The organism is Sphingobacterium sp. UDSM-2020 (assembly GCF_016132525.1).
Taxonomy (GTDB): Bacteria; Bacteroidota; Bacteroidia; order Sphingobacteriales; family Sphingobacteriaceae; genus Sphingobacterium; species Sphingobacterium anhuiense.
Window position 1 is genome coordinate 2,086,869 of sequence record NZ_CP066166.1, and the last position, 16,037, is coordinate 2,102,905.

12 protein-coding genes are annotated in these 16,037 nt (G+C 35.4%); 6 read left to right on the forward strand and 6 right to left on the reverse strand.

What is annotated here, in order from left to right; genetic code table 11:
* Positions 1–7 precede the first annotated feature (7 nt).
* The 6 genes from JAZ75_RS08940 to JAZ75_RS26135 all read right to left on the reverse strand — a co-directional run bounded on the left by JAZ75_RS08940 (position 8) and on the right by JAZ75_RS26135 (position 6,475).
* Positions 8–3,067, reverse strand: coding sequence for a SusC/RagA family TonB-linked outer membrane protein (locus JAZ75_RS08940; protein ID WP_208701339.1), 3,060 nt, complete (start codon positions 3,065–3,067; stop codon positions 8–10).
* A 445-nt stretch (positions 3,068–3,512) separates the two neighbouring features.
* A complete protein-coding gene (locus JAZ75_RS08945) occupies positions 3,513–4,232 on the reverse strand; it encodes a hypothetical protein (RefSeq protein WP_208701341.1) in 720 nt (239 codons plus the stop codon).
* Positions 4,233–4,250: 18 nt separating this feature from the next.
* Positions 4,251–4,955: a hypothetical protein gene (locus tag JAZ75_RS08950; RefSeq protein ID WP_208701343.1), complete on the reverse strand. Its 705-nt coding sequence runs from the start codon at positions 4,953–4,955 to the stop codon at positions 4,251–4,253.
* Between the two features lie 65 nt (positions 4,956–5,020).
* On the reverse strand, positions 5,021–5,947 hold the full coding sequence (locus JAZ75_RS08955) for an EamA family transporter (protein ID WP_208701345.1): 927 nt from the start codon (positions 5,945–5,947) through the stop codon (positions 5,021–5,023).
* Entirely contained in the window at positions 5,947–6,333 is a 387-nt protein-coding gene (locus tag JAZ75_RS08960) for a RidA family protein (protein WP_208701347.1), read from the reverse strand. The genes JAZ75_RS08955 and JAZ75_RS08960 overlap by 1 nt, the downstream gene beginning before the upstream one ends.
* Positions 6,334–6,343: 10 nt before the next feature.
* Entirely contained in the window at positions 6,344–6,475 is a 132-nt protein-coding gene (locus tag JAZ75_RS26135; protein WP_310437834.1) for a DUF6728 family protein, read from the reverse strand.
* A gap of 68 nt (positions 6,476–6,543) precedes the next feature.
* Here JAZ75_RS26135 and nagA point away from each other — a divergent pair, with 68 nt between their 5' ends.
* The 6 genes from nagA to JAZ75_RS08990 all read left to right on the forward strand — a co-directional run bounded on the left by nagA (position 6,544) and on the right by JAZ75_RS08990 (position 15,684).
* On the forward strand, positions 6,544–7,656 hold the full coding sequence (gene nagA, locus JAZ75_RS08965) for an N-acetylglucosamine-6-phosphate deacetylase (protein ID WP_208701349.1): 1,113 nt from the start codon (positions 6,544–6,546) through the stop codon (positions 7,654–7,656).
* A 69-nt stretch (positions 7,657–7,725) separates the two neighbouring features.
* Positions 7,726–9,333, forward strand: coding sequence for a glycoside hydrolase family 10 protein (locus JAZ75_RS08970; RefSeq protein ID WP_208701351.1), 1,608 nt, complete (start codon positions 7,726–7,728; stop codon positions 9,331–9,333).
* A 165-nt stretch (positions 9,334–9,498) separates the two neighbouring features.
* A complete protein-coding gene (locus tag JAZ75_RS08975) occupies positions 9,499–10,047 on the forward strand; it encodes an acyl-CoA thioesterase (protein WP_132840933.1) in 549 nt (182 codons plus the stop codon).
* Positions 10,048–10,290: 243 nt separating this feature from the next.
* Positions 10,291–13,374: a SusC/RagA family TonB-linked outer membrane protein gene (locus JAZ75_RS08980; protein WP_208701353.1), complete on the forward strand. Its 3,084-nt coding sequence runs from the start codon at positions 10,291–10,293 to the stop codon at positions 13,372–13,374.
* Between the two features lie 4 nt (positions 13,375–13,378).
* The gene (locus tag JAZ75_RS08985; protein WP_208701355.1) at positions 13,379–14,956 is read left to right on the forward strand and encodes a SusD/RagB family nutrient-binding outer membrane lipoprotein; all 1,578 of its coding nucleotides are present in this window, start codon (positions 13,379–13,381) and stop codon (positions 14,954–14,956) included.
* An 86-nt stretch (positions 14,957–15,042) separates the two neighbouring features.
* Complete coding sequence (locus JAZ75_RS08990) at positions 15,043–15,684, forward strand: N-acetylmuramoyl-L-alanine amidase (RefSeq protein WP_208701357.1); 642 nt, start codon at positions 15,043–15,045, stop codon at positions 15,682–15,684.
* Positions 15,685–16,037: the final 353 nt, after the last annotated feature.

Below are 16,037 nucleotides of genomic sequence, written 5' to 3' on the forward strand. Positions count from 1 at the left end.
TGTTTTATTAAAAAGTTGCATTCAAAGTAAGACCATAGTTACGTGTTGGAGGCATCATGAAGATATCGACTCCACTTAATGTATTGCCGGTAGACATGGTCACTTCAGGATCAAAAGGTGCTTTCTTAGTAAAGTAGAATAGATTTCTGCCGACTGCAGAAACGCGGAGCTTTTTAAAGAAACTATCATTGAGATTAAAGTCATAGCCTAACACTAATTCGCGTAGTCGAACAACTGTTCCGTCATAGATATATTGACTGCTTACAGGTCCCATACCACCAACGGTTGTATACCATTTCTCTGCTGCAACATTTGTAACTTCAGCACCAGCAGCTGTAACGCCATTGATTGTTACACCCCCATTAGCACGGGCATCTCCACTTGCTTTTGAAACACCATAACCGTCAAGAAGCGCCTGTGTTATGGACATCACTTCGTAATCAAACTTACCGTCGATCAAGAAACTTAAGTTGAAGTTTTTATAACTAAAGCTATTGTTCAATCCCATTTGCCAAATAGGATTTGAATTTCCTAATTTGGTATAATTGGAATTCTTTTGAGGAGTACCGTCTGCCGAGACTAGAATACGGCCTTGATCATCACGAGCAAAATCTTGACCATAAATGTCACCAAAAGAACCGCCTACTTCAAATTTGGAAGCGTAATTGTTACGTCCATCTCCGGTTAATGCAAATTCTTTAATGCGATCATCTAATTTGATAATCTTATTTTTGTTATAAGTGAAGTTTAAACTTGTTGTCCAGGTAAAATTGTCATTCTTAATGGCATCTAATGACACTAATGCTTCAACCCCTTGATTTTGGATATCTCCAGCATTGATGGCATATTGATCATACAATGATGCTTGACTGGCAGCAATTTTGAAGAACTGATTCTTCGTATTTGTCTTATAGTAGGTTACATCTACGTTTAAACGGTTGTTCCACATACGCCATTCAGTACCAATCTCTAATGAATGTGTTTTCTCTGGTTTAAGACCTTTAAGAAAAGCAATATCATTGAGGTTGATAACACCATAAGCATTCAGATTATTGGTTAATAAGGTGGTGTAAGGAGGTAAATCATTACCAACGATAGCATATGAACCCCTAATTTTGGCCATGTTGACAAAATCAGGCATGTTCAATTTGTCGTTTAAGACAACACCTAAACCTACTGATGGATAAAAGAATGAATTTGATTCTGTGAAAGCAAGTGTACTTGACCAATCATTACGAGCAGTTAAATCAATATATAACCATTGATCGTATGATAGATTAGCACTGGCAAAAACAGATTGCAGTTGTCTTCTGTTATTTGATAAACCTGTCGGAGTAGGTGTAGTCGAATTCTGAATGATAAACTGATTTGGATATTGCAGACCTGCTGTTCCACTGGTGTAATCTACTCCTTCAGTCTTCCAGTCTGTAATACTTGTTCCCACGACACCGGTAATCTGAAGTTTATCGTTCACATTGAAGTTCATATTGGCGATTAGATCACCATATTGTTGTGTGATGGTTGTATTCGTGTAATTATAGCCGCCATTTGGTCTAGCTAAAATATTTTGAGTACCTGCATATATTTTTCGATCCCAAACTTCACTTGTACGATCTACACTTCCACGTGCTTGAACATTAATCCATGGTGCAATTTGATATTTGGCACTTCCATTTAATAATAAACGGTTTCTTTTAGAACTGTTCTGGTTTCTGTTTACGATCCACCATGGGTTTTGTTGGGTTGTAGGATCATCGGATAAAGTAAACCAGTTCTGATCATAAAGATTACGGCTTGGATTAAATTTCTCAAAATCTTTGTAAGGTGAAATATCAATACTACGAGGCAATAAATAAAGTCCTACTAGAGGATTATAATAAAAACCAGATGTTGGTGCATTATCCAATTTTTGGGTAATATAATTGGCACTTCCTTCAACCGTTAATTTGTCATCAAAGAATTTAGCGCTTTCTTTCAGATTGAAATTGTGACGGGTCATGTCATTATTTGGCGTGATTCCTTTTGCTAAGGTATTCGCGTAAGAAAAATAAGTCTGATTTTTCTCGTTTCCGCCCGATAATGTCAATGAATTTGTAAAATTACTACCTGTTCTTAAGAACTTGTCAACATTATTAAAATTAGCTTGATCGCTTTTCTCTCCCCAACTGGATACACTTGTTGCACTATTTTTTCCACCCGATCCCTGTCCATATTGATTTTGAAATTCGGGTAAAGATGTTGCTTGTTCGATTTGTGCACTGGAAGAGAAATTGACGGTTGTACGTCCTCCTTTTCCAGACTTTGTTGTGATCAAGATAACGCCGTTGGCCGCTTGACTACCATATAAAGCCGCAGCAGATGCTCCTTTTAGTACAGAGATATTTTCCACATCTTCTGGATTGATCATAGCAATTGGATCTCCGGGATCGCGTTGCCCACCAAATACGTTATCAGGTTGTGTTCCTAATGTCTGATTATTGATAGGTACACCATCAACAACATACAATACCTGATTGTTGCCTGATGCAGATTTATTACCTCTAAGCACAACTTTAGCAGAACCGCCGGGGCCCGATGAACTGGAAGCAATATTGACACCTGCAACTTTACCATTTAGATTATTGGCTAAGTTGGTGCTTTTTACGCGATTCAGTTCATCACCTTTGAGTTGTTGGGTCGAATAAGTTAAGGATTTTTGAGAACGGCTAATTCCTAGTGCTGTAACGACTACACTTTCTAATTGCTGTGTCTGCGGTACAAGACTCACGTTGATAGTAGTTTCATTTGGTCCTAATGTAACAGTTTTGGTTTCGTAACCAATCACACTAATGCTCAAAATACGATTCTTATCGTCAACGTTAATTTGAAAAACACCATTAGCATCTGTAGAACTAGCTTTAGATGTCCCTAGAACTTTAATGGTTGCTCCAGCTATTGCGGCTTTAGACTGGCTGTCCACAATAGTACCCTTTACTTGATTGTTTTGGGCATGGAGTAAAGAAGCTGAAAAAAGCATTGTCGGAACAATACCCAGTATCTTTAATGTAGTTTGTAATTTACTATTCATTCAGTAATATGTGTTATGATCTAATTATGTCTTTACACATTTCATAAGAATAGATTTATTGTAAATGGCTAATTCAATTTAGCACATTGGTCAGTAGATGTCTCATATTGAAGATAGGTAGGATACGCAATTTCGCAAATGTGAATAAATATCAATACAAGGTAAAAATAAGAAGGATTCTTATTCTAGGAATCTAATGTACTACTGTTCTATAAAATTTAAAAGAGTTTTATAACATATGTGATACATTTTAACATTTGTCTCCTGTAAATAGCTATTTATCAGGTTGTTTTATTTCAATGTTTTTTACAGGGAAATTAAGTTTTGTATCATAATTTGTTTTAATCTCAAAAAATATATGTTCAGACGTAGAGGGGGAGATCAAAAAAAATCGGCCAATACTTTAAGAGCTTAGCCGATTTTAAAAATACTGCTGTTTGTTTTATTATTCTGAGAGCTCAACAACGGGTTTGTTATTGACGCATTTTACTCCTTTGGGATATGTATATTTTCCTGTTGAACAATTCGGCTTTTCACGTTCTATGATATTCTTTTTTAAGGAATTGTAAAGTGCAATATCTTTCATGATTTCCGGACGTTCTGCTGTTCTAATATAAGCTATATGTTCAACTCCACAGTCTTTTAATAGTATTGTCGTACCCCAGTTTTCGGTTCCGCTACAAGTAAGATTATTCAGGTATTTGTCGATCTTTATTTTTAAAGGGGCAATACGTATTTTACTTTCTGATAAGCTTAAATCTTTTATGTACAGTAATTTGGCTTTTCCATTTACGCAGGAAAGTTGAGTGGGTTCACTATTAAACAAAATATACTCCTCACAGGGTTCGTAAATAATTCCTTCTTTGATACCGGCATTGACTTCGTTGGATCTAAGTGCTAAATATTCCTCCCATAGTTTGTTGAATTGTGATTTGAAACGTTTATGCACAGGGAAATAAACATGCCCACACCAAAAGTTGCTGACTTTTTCAATGTTCCATTCGTTCAAATTTTCACATTTTTCTGAAGCAATGAGTTTATCAATTTCGGCTTTCTTTTCTTCAGCTTTAGCAGACCATTGTTCAGAAGTAAAATCGTCTTTTTTGCAAGCACTAAAAAGTAACATAAATAGAAACAAATAGCTGATTAGTTTTATAAATTTCATATCGAGTAAGTATAAAGTCTAAAAGACTAAAATCGGTTTATTATTTTCACATCGTACGGATTTGGGGGCGGGGGCACTATTCGGAGTACAATTTTGTAGTTCTTTATCTAATTGTGTTAGATGGAAATATAATGTATTATATTCTGTAAGAATTGCATAAAATCCATTACGATATGTTTGATTAGCAATGGTTGGAATCCATATTTGGGAACAATCTTTTTTTATGCCAGTAACTATCCAATCACTCGCCGCGGTACATGGTTTATCTTTAAAGTAATGCTGCAGTGTTTCACTTCTTTCGTTTAGAGCTGTTCGTGTCTGTTCGGTATTGAAATCTTCGACAGTTTTTACCTTTGCAAATCCATTCTGACATATGATTCCGAAATGTACAGGCATATGTAGATATAAAAGGTTTAGGTATGGCCGATCATCAGCGTCCATGGCTTTTGTTAATAAATTAGTATGTTCTTTTTTTAGCAGATCATATTTGTTTTTTATTGTGAGAGAAACGGGTAAGTAACCTCGAGTATTTGGATCTAACAATAAGGTATCGACGTACCACTTGCTGATGTCTCCGCATGAAATACTTTGTGTAAGCAAGTGCATTTCTTGATATTTTTCTGATGCTTTTTTATAAAGCTCATCATAAGAAAGGTGATCTTTTTTGCACGATAATAGCGTGAGCACTAAAAAAGAAAGTGTAAAAAATCGATAGATTTTCATCGTATTAAGGTTACATGGTTAATATTAGTTTATTAACCATGTAAACGTAACTAAAACAGGTTGTGCTACATGTGTTTTTTCCTTTTAAAGAGAAATTTTATTTTATCAGAATTGAAGATCAGAATAGCAAGGAAAATAAGGCCATATGCCCAAAATTTGTAAGGATCTACCTGCTCCCGAAAGTAAGTAATAGCGAGTGCGAATGCAATGATGGGATTAATGTACAACATGATCCCCAATGTGGAAGAAGATATTTTCTTTAATGCATACATGCTCGAGAAGAGCGGTATGATTGTGAACAATAGTGCTATGGTTAAAGTAACGGTCCAAAATGTGCTGTCTTGAGGTATTGGACTTTGATCAACGAGCATTTGGGGTATAATGAATAATGTACAGATGGCAAGTTGGATTGCCAGCATATTGAGCTTGTCAAACCCCTGTATAATACGCTGTAATACCAAATAAAAGGCATATAGTGAGCCAATAGTTAAAGACCATAATACTTCTGTAAGTGATCCGGTTGCCAACATGCAAACACCAGTAATAGCAATAAGTAAAGATACCTTTTGGGCTATATTTAAGTTTTCTTTTAAAATTAAATAGCCTGCTGCAGTCGTGATTAATGGACATAAGATGTAAGCAAAGGCACCGGCCTGTACACTGATGCTATTAATGCAGTAGATATACGTATACCAGTTTGCAAATAAAAGTATAGCCGAAATAAGGGTAAGATAGGTAATCTTAGTTCTGTTATTCTTGGGCAGTTGCTTAAAATAATTATAATCAGCTCTAATGTCGGCCTTTCTGAAAACGATATTGAAGAGCCAAAGAAGTGAAACGGCTAATATGATGCGGTAATGGAGGATATCTTCTGCTGACCAATTTTTTAATAAGCGTATAGGGACAGCCATAAACCCCCAGATTAAAGGACCTAAAAAAGCCGCTAAGAAATACTTTCCGCGGCCTTCAGTATCTTGTTCTATGTTTGCCATTAATCTTTCCAAGCAATCACGGAGATTTCTACATTTACATTTTTAGGAAGAGTCTTTACAGCAACACATTCACGCGCAGGCTTTACTGTAGTGAAGTATTGTGCGTAGACTTCATTTACTGTAGCAAAGTCATCCATACTACTTAAGAAAATAGATGCTTTAACAACATCTTCAAATCCATAGCCTGCGTTTTTTAAGATGGCATCAACATTCTTTAACACTTGATGTGCTTCATCTGCAACTCCTGTTGTGATTAATTCCATAGTTTCAGGAATTAAAGGAATTTGTCCGGAAACGTATAATGTTTTGTCAGCTTTTATAGCTTGGTTGTAAGGACCAATTGCGGCTGGTGCTTTTTCGGTATTTAAAATAATTTTTTGAGACATATGCTGGTATTTAGGATGCAAAGAAAAACTTGTAAATCAGCGCCAGAATGAAAACGATGATGGCTATAGCATTAATAATATGCATAGCTTTTAGATTGCCGTTCGTTGGGCGATTGGGGTCTTTTTTTCTAAAAAAGTACATGGAACTAAGTTACGCTAGTAAATTGATAATCGCAATGATTATCTTTAAACAATCAAAAATAAAAGATAATGAATAAACTCGCTTTAGTTGGTGGAAGAATGTTTTCAGATTATAATCTTATTGAAGATAAAACATTGCTTATTGAAAATGGAGAGATTACTGGAATAGTAGAGCCTAATCAAGTCCCAGCTGATTTTGAACAGATTGTTGTTAATGGAGCTAATATTTGTGCGGGTCTCATTGATTTACAGTTATATGGCGACGGTGATGATTTATTTTCGGCGCATTTGACTTCAGCATCTTTACAGCGCATTTCTGATCGTTTGGTTCGAAAAGGAACGACTTCATATATGATGACTTTAGCGACAAATACGTTTGAAGTTTTTCAAGAAGCGATTCAGGTTGCTGACAATTTTAAACATGATGCATTATTGGGCTTGCACCTTGAAGGGCCATTCTTGAATGCAAAGAAGAGAGGGGCTCACCCGGCTGATCTCATTGTAAAAGCAACAAAAGAAAATATTAAGGATTTGCTTGGCGAGCACAATACTGTTGTGAAAATGATGACCATTGCTCCGGAATGTATGGACGATGATGTTCTTGAGTACCTAAAATCGTATGAACTTTTATTAAGTGCAGGGCATAGTGATGCAACATTTAAGGAAGGCACTAAAGGTTTTGATCTGGGGATTCTCACAAGTACCCACCTATTTAATGCGATGTCTTCTTTACATCATCGGGAGGTTGGTATGGTAGGAGCTATTTTCAATCATCCAACAGCATGTTCGAGTATAATTACAGATGGACATCACGTCAGTTTCGAGGCAGTTAAAGTGGCTAAAAAACAAATGGGCGAACGATTGTTTTTGATATCAGATGCAGTTGCCGCTTGTGCACAAGGAATCTATCAACATGTGTTGAATGACGGTTATTATTCACTGCCCGACGGGACGATTTCGGGAGGAGCCATTTCTTTATTTGAATCGGTTAGAAATATAGTGCAACAGGTTGGTATTCCATTGGACGAGGCGATACGGATGGGAACTACTTATCCAGCAAGACTGCTAAAGCGTACAGATATTGGAAACCTGAATATAGGAAGTATAGCTAATGTGATCATATTTACTTCTAATTTTGAACTTCAGGATGTTCTGGTTAAAGGAAAGTTAATATCGCGCTAGTGCTCTTGATACAAATTCATAATCCGTACATTTGTAACTTATTTTGAAATAATTCCTTAACATTTTTTAATGAAACATCACTTATTAATACTTTCAGTTGCTTTATTCTTATTTTCATGCTCTTCCAAAAAGAATAGAAAAACAGAAGAGGTAAAAGCCACACCTGCTGTAATTGTACAGCATCCGGATAAAAAGGATAAACCGCAACGTGAAAAGGTTAACATTAATATACAAGAGAAAAAGGTTGAAGCACCAAAAGAAATCGCTGTGGAGCTTCCTGAAGTGCAACGTGAATTTCGTGCTGCATGGATCGCATCTGTCGCAAATATAAATTGGCCAAGTAAAAACTTTTTATCTACGGATGAACAAAAACAGGAAGCGATCCAGATTTTAGAATTTTTGAAAGCAAATAATTTCAATGCAGCTATTTTTCAGGTTCGCCCCTCGTCGGATGCGATGTATAAGAGTGATCTCGAGCCTTGGTCATATTTTTTAACAGGAGAACAAGGGAAAGCTCCTTTTCCATATTATGATCCTTTGGAATTTTGGGTTGAAGAGGCACATAAGCGAGGGATTGAATTACATGTTTGGTTAAATCCTTATCGTGCTCACCATACTTCTGGCGGTAAGTTGACAGAGGCATCTATGGCTAAAAAGATGCCCAATTCCGTTGTCCGTTTGAAGCAGGGATGGTATTGGTTTGATCCATCAAAACAATCTACTCAAGACCATGCTGCCCGTGTAGTAATGGATATTGTAAAACGTTATAACATTGACGGGGTACATTTTGATGATTATTTTTATCCTTATGCGGAATATAATGGAGGGCAGGATTTTCCGGATAATGACAGTTGGAATGATTACAAAAAGAATGGTGGTACATTGGCTCGTGCAGATTGGCGTAGAAATAGTGTAAACACATTCATTGAACGGATCTATAAAGAAATAAAAGCTGAAAAGAATTTTGTGAAATTTGGTATTAGTCCTTTTGGGATCTGGAAACCAGGTTATCCGGCAGGTATTCAAGGATCTAGTCAATATGATCAATTGTATGCAGATGCAAAGCTATGGCTTAATAAAGGCTGGGTCGATTATTATACGCCACAATTGTATTGGCCAATACAGCCTGCTAAACAAAGTTTCACAACTTTATTGAAATGGTGGGAGAGCGAAAATACAATGCACAGACATCTTTGGCCAGGTATCAATACTGTCGGGAAACGTACAGCAGAATATTCAACTGAAATTGTAAATCAAATTGCTGCGATGCGTAATATCGTGCCAGATAGCAAAGGTATTGTTCATTGGAGCTTAGCCGGTTTAATTAAAAACCCTACGATGACAAGAGCAATTTTTGAAGGTCCTTACCAAAATAAAGTATTGATACCTAGAACGCCTTGGTTGAATGCAAATCCGATGCTGAAGCCAACTTTGTTGTTGACAGCAGAAAAAGATTTTGTTTTTGCAAAGTGGCAACATAAACAAGTAGATCAAGTTTATCACTGGATACTTTACTGCAACTACGGTGGTGAGTGGTCATATGAAATTTTTGATCCTTCGGTTACTGCCAAGCAACTTGCAAAAAGTAAGAATGGTAAAAAGTTACTGTATGTGGCAGTAAAAGCAGTGGACCGTCTGAGTAATGAGAGTCCATATATGGCGGAAAAGATTAAGTAATTTAAAATAAATCTATAAAAAGGGATATCTAAAATGGTATCCCTTTTTTTTGTTCTGGGAATTTGTGTTTTGATGTGGTAGCGTACATTATAGTCTCGGTGTATTAATTACATTGCTTGATAACAAGCGATTTGGAGTTCGTATTTATCTGAAGTATATTTAGATATGGAAGATACTTATAAAAAAGCTGGTGAATCTGTTATACGGATATCTCAGTTGATGTTACCCTCTAACGCTAACTTTGGCGGAAAGATTCATGGGGGCTATATTTTGTCATTGATGGATCAAATTGCTTTTGCAGTTGCCTCCAAGTTTTCCGGAAATTATTGTGTGACAGCGTCCGTTGGAAAAGTGGACTTTCTAAAGCCTATTGAAGTAGGGGAGTTGGTAACACTTATCGCTTCGGTCAATTATGTAGGAAATAGTTCGATGGAAGTTGGAATTCGTGTTGAATCGATGAATATTCAATCTGGTGAGACAAAACACTGCAACTCATCATATTTTACAATGATTGCAAAAAATGCTGAAGGCAAATCTGTTCGTGTTCCGCGACTTATATTGGAAAGTGAAAAGGAGATCTTTCGGTTTTATAAAAGTGTGATTAAAATAGAAATTGAAAAGGAGAGAGAGCGGGCTACCCTCGATCTGGAATTTGACTCTCAAGAACAACAGGAATATATCAAACAACATTACGATGTGAAAATAAATTTGTGATGATGGTGATAATAATTTAGTGGTGCGGTCTTTTGCATATTGTTTTTTTTGTTTTTAAGGTTTATCAATCGATTGTATGGTAACTTAATGATTTTCAAGTGTGTTTTATGGCATTTTTTGAAAATAATTACGCATAATCTTGCAAAGCTTAGAACCTTTTTATACTATTGTAAAGTAATTAGTATAAACCTGTCGGGATCGAAACATCCGATATAAACAATTGCTACTAACTAAATTATTATCATGAATAAAAAATTACTCTTATTCTGTTCGGGAGTGATGTTATCTACCAGTTTGTGGGCACAAACGAAAACTATTTCGGGGAAAGTGACCAATGCATCTGATGGGACATCCATGTCGAATGTGACTGTAAGCATCAAAGGCAAAGCAGTAAGTACGCAGACCAATCCAGATGGAAGTTTTACCATTAAAGCAGATCCTGGAGATGTGCTTATTTTTAGCACTATTGGTTCCAAACCATTGCAACAGACTGTTGGCTCAAGCTCTACCGTCAATATTGCCCTTTCCAACAGTGAAGAAGCATTGACCGAGGTAGTTGTAACTGCTATGGGGATAAAGAAGGAGAAAAAAGCTTTAGGTTATGCTGTTCAGGATATTAAAGCCGATGAGCTGATGAAGAATAAAAATCCAAATTTAATTAACTCTTTAAATGGTAAAATTGCGGGTTTGAACATTACAAATTCTGGAGGTTCACCGGGTTCTTCAGCTTCTATAATAATTCGTGGAGGAACATCACTAGAGAGAGATAATCAACCTTTATTTGTTATCGATGGTATGCCAATTGATAATAGTACTGGAGTAGGAGACATGTCAGCTTTTGATGGATCAACAAATATTTCTACTACTTCAGGCAATAGAGCAATGGATATAAATCCAGAGGATATTGAGTCTATCTCTGTGCTAAAAGGCCCCACAGCCGCGGCTCTTTACGGTATTCGGGCAGCAGCAGGAGCTATTGTGATAACGACAAAAAAAGGTAAGGATGGTGTAACTTCAATAGGAGTAAGTTCTAGGTTTGGAACCAATTGGGTAAATAAGCTTCCTGAGCAGCAGTCAAGATACAAGCAGGGTACTAGTTTAGCTGGAACAGTTGATGAGCAAAGTTATTTTTCGTGGGGTAGTGAATTTTCTAATAATGAAGTTGTGTATGATAATTTGCGAGATTTTTTTCAAACAGGCTATACTTACGACAATAATTTCAATGTAACAGGTGGAAATGCGAGAGGTAACTTTTATCTTTCAGGAGGTAATATAAAACAAACCGGCATAATTCCAACTACGGATTATGATCGAACTAATTTTCGTTTAAATGGAGAGCAGAAATTAGGTATTATGACTTTTGGTGGAAATGCCGCATATTCTCAAAGTTCTACAACAAAAACTTTGACAGGAACAGGTCTCTGGGGTTCTGGTGGTAATGGCTACATGGAATCAATTATAGCCTGGCCTCGTAATGTTAATATGAAAAATTGGCAAAACGCTGATGGTACTCAAAAATTATTGTTCCCAGATATTTCTTTAGATGCTAATATTGATAATCCATATTGGACAATTAATATGAATCCTCAAAAAGATAAAACGAATCGATTTCTAGGAACTTTTTATACGAATGCTAAATTTACCGACTGGCTAGATTTTACATATCGCTTAGGTGTGGACAATTATACCTCAACCTTTACGTCTAAAATCTCTGCAGGTTCTTCTGTTATTGAAAATTACCAGAAGGGTATGCTTTCTCAAAATGTTCGACAATATAATTTTTTAAGTCAAAATTTTTTATTAAATGCCCACAAGGTAGTTGCTGAAGATTGGGATTTTAATTTGTTATTAGGTGCATCTACCGAAGATCTATCTTCAAAAATAACTGCTACTAAAGCGCAAAAATTTATTATACCTAATTTTTATTCTTTTTCAAATGCAGCTGATAAAGATAAATTTGTTTATGATAATTTAACTCAAATAAGAAGATTTGGAATCTTCGGGGATGCTAAAGTTGGGTATAAAAATTTAGCTTTTATTGGAGCTACTTTGAGAAATGACTGGTCATCAACTCTTCCTGTTCAGAATAGATCATTTATGTATCCTTCTTTTTCTGCCAGTTTAATTTTTACAGAATTAATACCTAAAAACGATGTTTTAACTTATGGTAAGTTTAGGGGGTCTTGGGCAGAAGTCGGTAAAGATGCACCTGCCTATCAAACAAATTCCTATTTAGATCCTGTTCAGAATACAATTGGTGGAGGTTTTAGGAATTCTTGGACATTAGGAAATGCAAATTTGAAACCAGAGAAGACCCAGTCTTTTGAAATTGGAGCTGATTTTAGATTTCTAAAGAATAATATAGGATTAGAGATTACTTATTATAACAATAAATCCGTAGATCAAATATTGTCACCTCGTGTTGATAATGCTACTGGAGGTATTTTTCAATATGTTAATTCGGGAGTTTTGGAAAATAAAGGGATAGAAGTGACTTTGAATGCAACGCCTATAAAACGAGATAATTTCAAATGGGATATTTCCTTAAATATGTCTCATAATAAAGGGAAAGTAGCAGAACTTCCTGGTGGTTTAGCAATTTTGTATGTTACAGATGTTCAAGTAGCTGATGGTAAATCAGCATCATTTAACAATGGTGATTTTATGGGGATCAGTGGGAAGAAATGGAGAACAGATGAAAGCGGTAAATATATTTTGGATTGGACAACTGGACTCCCGTCATCAGATGGAACAGCTGGTTATCAAGTGGGAAATCGAGAACCTAAATTGATTGGAGGTTTAAATAATAGTTTCACATATAAAAATTGGAATCTTTCCTTTCTTTTAGATTTTAGAAAAGGTGGTGATATTTTGAATGGAACGGAATATTTAATGACTTATTATGGATTAAGTAAAAAGACTGAGAATAGAAATCAGAAGGTTGTATTAGAAGGTGTTTCTTTAAATCCTGTTACAAAAGTATATGAAGATGTTTCGAAAGAGGTTGTTTTAGATCAAAAGTATTATCAACAGTATTATGCACAGCAGACTGCAAATTTTGTAGAAAAAGTTAATTGGTTGAGATTACGATCTGTGAATTTGAGTTATGATTTACCTAAATCATTTTTAGAAAAATCTAAGGTTATTAAAGGGGTTAATTTGAATTTAAATGCTACTAATTTGTTCTTAATAACAAATTATAGCGGAATGGATCCTGAAACAAGTGCCGCTGGGGCTGGAGTTATTGGTTCAGGATCGGTAGGTATTGACTATGCCGGCGTTCCAAATACCAAGAGCCTAACCTTTGGTGTTAATCTAAAATTTTAAGTGTATGAAAAAGTTTTTTATTGCAATAGTAATATTACAGATGTTTTTTTTAGCATCATGTACAAAGGGGTGGTTAGATATAAATGACAACCCCAACAATCCTAATACTTCTGTTCCTACTGTAGATTTGAGATTGCCATCGATATTAGCTCAATTTGTAGATGGTTATGAAAGTGCTGGAACAAGAGGCGCTTTAGTTTCGCAACAATTAGTATCCGCAAATAACAGTGCGAATAACTGGAATTTGACACAGTGGAATATAACTAGTGCAGCAGGCAACTGGCCTTATCAGTCATGGTATGTATATTGTGGGGTTAATATTCCGGATTTATTGAAAGCGGCAGAGAAAGTTGGGGCAAACCACTATTATGGTGCAGGTAAAATTATTTGGGCATGGGGTTTTACTAATTTGGCTGACATGTATGGTATGGTTCCATTTGATGAAGCATTTGTTGGAGGAAATATGACGCCTAAATATAACCAAGGTGATTATATTTATGAAAAAGCTTTGCAGGAATTAGAAGTAGGAATTCAATATCTTCAAAAACAACAAGGTGAAAGTGCTCCAAGTCTGTCAAAAGGAGATTATTTGTACCAAGGAGATGTTCAAAAGTGGATTAAATTGGCTTATGGGTTGAAAGCAAGATTGTTAAATCATTTATCAAAGACTGATAAATATAATCCAAGTGCTATTTTAGAAAGTATTGAAAAGGCACCATTGCTAGCTTCTGAAAGTGCTATTTATCAGTATCAAGATGAGTTGGTGTCAACTAATGCTTCAACGAATTCTTTACAGTACGCAAATAATAATACAAATCGTTTGAGTCAATTATATATCAATTATATATTGAATAAATATACCGGAGCGCCATCGGGCGGTGGTAATGTGGAAGATCCGCGAGCTTTGTTATTAATCCCTAATATTATATCTAAAGGTGTTCAGAATAGAACCGTTGGTGTAGATCTTTCTACATTATCGGCAAATGGTTTTCCATCCTCCGAACCAAAGTATGCCGCGTTACGTGCTGTTGCAGAAACTGCAACAGTTTCTGGTTCAACTGGAACATGGTATACAACAAAAGGTGCAAAAGGATTGTTGTTAACAAATTCTGAAATGTATTTTATAAGAGCAGAAGTCTATTTTAAACAAAATAATAAAGTACAAGCATTACAAGCATATAAAGATGGTATTAAGGCACATTGTGAATTGTTAGGTGTTAATTCTAGTAATTTCTTAGGGAGTACTTCTGTTGTCCAAGATGCAAATTTACTTACTTTAAGCCAAATTATGATTCAAAAATATATTGCGCTTTCTTATTCTCCAGAAATGTTTAATGATGTTAGAAGAATGAATTTTTGTACGGATAAGGCCGGAAATTATGACGAATCTCAAGGTATTTATAAAGGTTTCATTCGTCCAAGTTTTGCTTATAATGTTTCATTTCCAAATCAAACAATGTGGCCAAGAAGATTTAATGTGCCTACATATGGCATACAGTACAATTTGGATCAGGTATTAAAGTCGGATCCTGATGCCCAATCGGTAACATACATGGCTAAACCTGTGTTTTGGGATAAGTAATCGTTGTAAATTTGGTGGTTATAAAAAAAAGTTAATATTTTTAATAAAAGAGAAGTCTTGTCTGTCTTCTTCTTTACCTTAGCAATATGAATAAAGTCTTCTTTTTAATATTTTTTTTACCCTTTTTAAGCAACTCTCAAACGCCAGTTGTCGTTCAAAAACCAATTATATGGAATGCAGAACGTGAGCAATTGTCTTTAGATTATTTGAAAAACAGGCATGGTATTGTACAGCAGACGGCTATTATTAAGCCAACAATGGTAGTGGTGCACTGGACTGCTAATAATAGTGTTCAGGCAACATTTAATACATTCAATCCAGTGCTGTTGCCAGGTAGGCCTGAACTTAGAAAAGCAAGTGCTTTAAACGTCTCTTCCCAGTATGTTATTGATAGAGATGGATCCATTTATCAGTTTTTACCCGATACAGTGTTTGCGAGACACACTATTGGTTTAAACTATTGTGCTATCGGTATTGAAAATATTGGAGGAGATAAGTATCCACTTACCGAAAAGCAGTTAAAAGCAAATGAGAAGCTGATCAGATACTTGAAAAGTAAGTACCCGATTGATTTTGTAATTGGCCATCATGAATATAGAACTTTTCGAAAGACTAAATATTGGAAAGAGACTGATTCTGATTATTTTACGTCTAAATCAGATCCAGGGGATGCCTTTATGTTAAAGCTGAGGGAAAATCTGAGTGATTTGAAGCTTTTATCTTTATAATAGATCGAATCGATCAATGAAATAAAAGGAGTTCGTAAGGACTCCTTTTTTTTGTTATTTATATTTTTTTGAGGATTTCATTGCATTTGAGGAGTTTTTTCGTCGCTTTTGATGCCCGAAAGATATTTCTCTTATCTTTTCCTTAAGAAAGTTTTATTTGCTGTTTTATGCTACATTTTGCATATGTATCAGTAATGTTACATTTTAGTGTATCTGTTACACTATTTGAACCAGCTTGATACCTTTAAATTTTATTTAATAAGCTGTTATTTAGCTAATTATGTTGTTGAAATGTTTTTTTATGTTAAAAAATGTTAAATAAATAGCAATTGAATTTGAATAAAATAAAAGTG

What these genes read in the sequence shown, in the direction of transcription:
- JAZ75_RS08940 (WP_208701339.1), bottom strand. Translation starts at nt 3,067, where the DNA reads ATGAATAGTAAATTACAAACTACATTAAAGATACTGGGTATTGTTCCG.
- JAZ75_RS08945 (WP_208701341.1), bottom strand. Translation starts at nt 4,232, where the DNA reads ATGAAATTTATAAAACTAATCAGCTATTTGTTTCTATTTATGTTACTT.
- JAZ75_RS08950 (WP_208701343.1), bottom strand. Translation starts at nt 4,955, where the DNA reads ATGAAAATCTATCGATTTTTTACACTTTCTTTTTTAGTGCTCACGCTA.
- JAZ75_RS08955 (WP_208701345.1), bottom strand. Translation starts at nt 5,947, where the DNA reads ATGGCAAACATAGAACAAGATACTGAAGGCCGCGGAAAGTATTTCTTA.
- JAZ75_RS08960 (WP_208701347.1), bottom strand. Translation starts at nt 6,333, where the DNA reads ATGTCTCAAAAAATTATTTTAAATACCGAAAAAGCACCAGCCGCAATT.
- JAZ75_RS26135 (WP_310437834.1), bottom strand. Translation starts at nt 6,475, where the DNA reads ATGTACTTTTTTAGAAAAAAAGACCCCAATCGCCCAACGAACGGCAAT.
- nagA (WP_208701349.1), top strand. Translation starts at nt 6,544, where the DNA reads ATGAATAAACTCGCTTTAGTTGGTGGAAGAATGTTTTCAGATTATAAT.
- JAZ75_RS08970 (WP_208701351.1), top strand. Translation starts at nt 7,726, where the DNA reads ATGAAACATCACTTATTAATACTTTCAGTTGCTTTATTCTTATTTTCA.
- JAZ75_RS08975 (WP_132840933.1), top strand. Translation starts at nt 9,499, where the DNA reads ATGGAAGATACTTATAAAAAAGCTGGTGAATCTGTTATACGGATATCT.
- JAZ75_RS08980 (WP_208701353.1), top strand. Translation starts at nt 10,291, where the DNA reads ATGAATAAAAAATTACTCTTATTCTGTTCGGGAGTGATGTTATCTACC.
- JAZ75_RS08985 (WP_208701355.1), top strand. Translation starts at nt 13,379, where the DNA reads ATGAAAAAGTTTTTTATTGCAATAGTAATATTACAGATGTTTTTTTTA.
- JAZ75_RS08990 (WP_208701357.1), top strand. Translation starts at nt 15,043, where the DNA reads ATGAATAAAGTCTTCTTTTTAATATTTTTTTTACCCTTTTTAAGCAAC.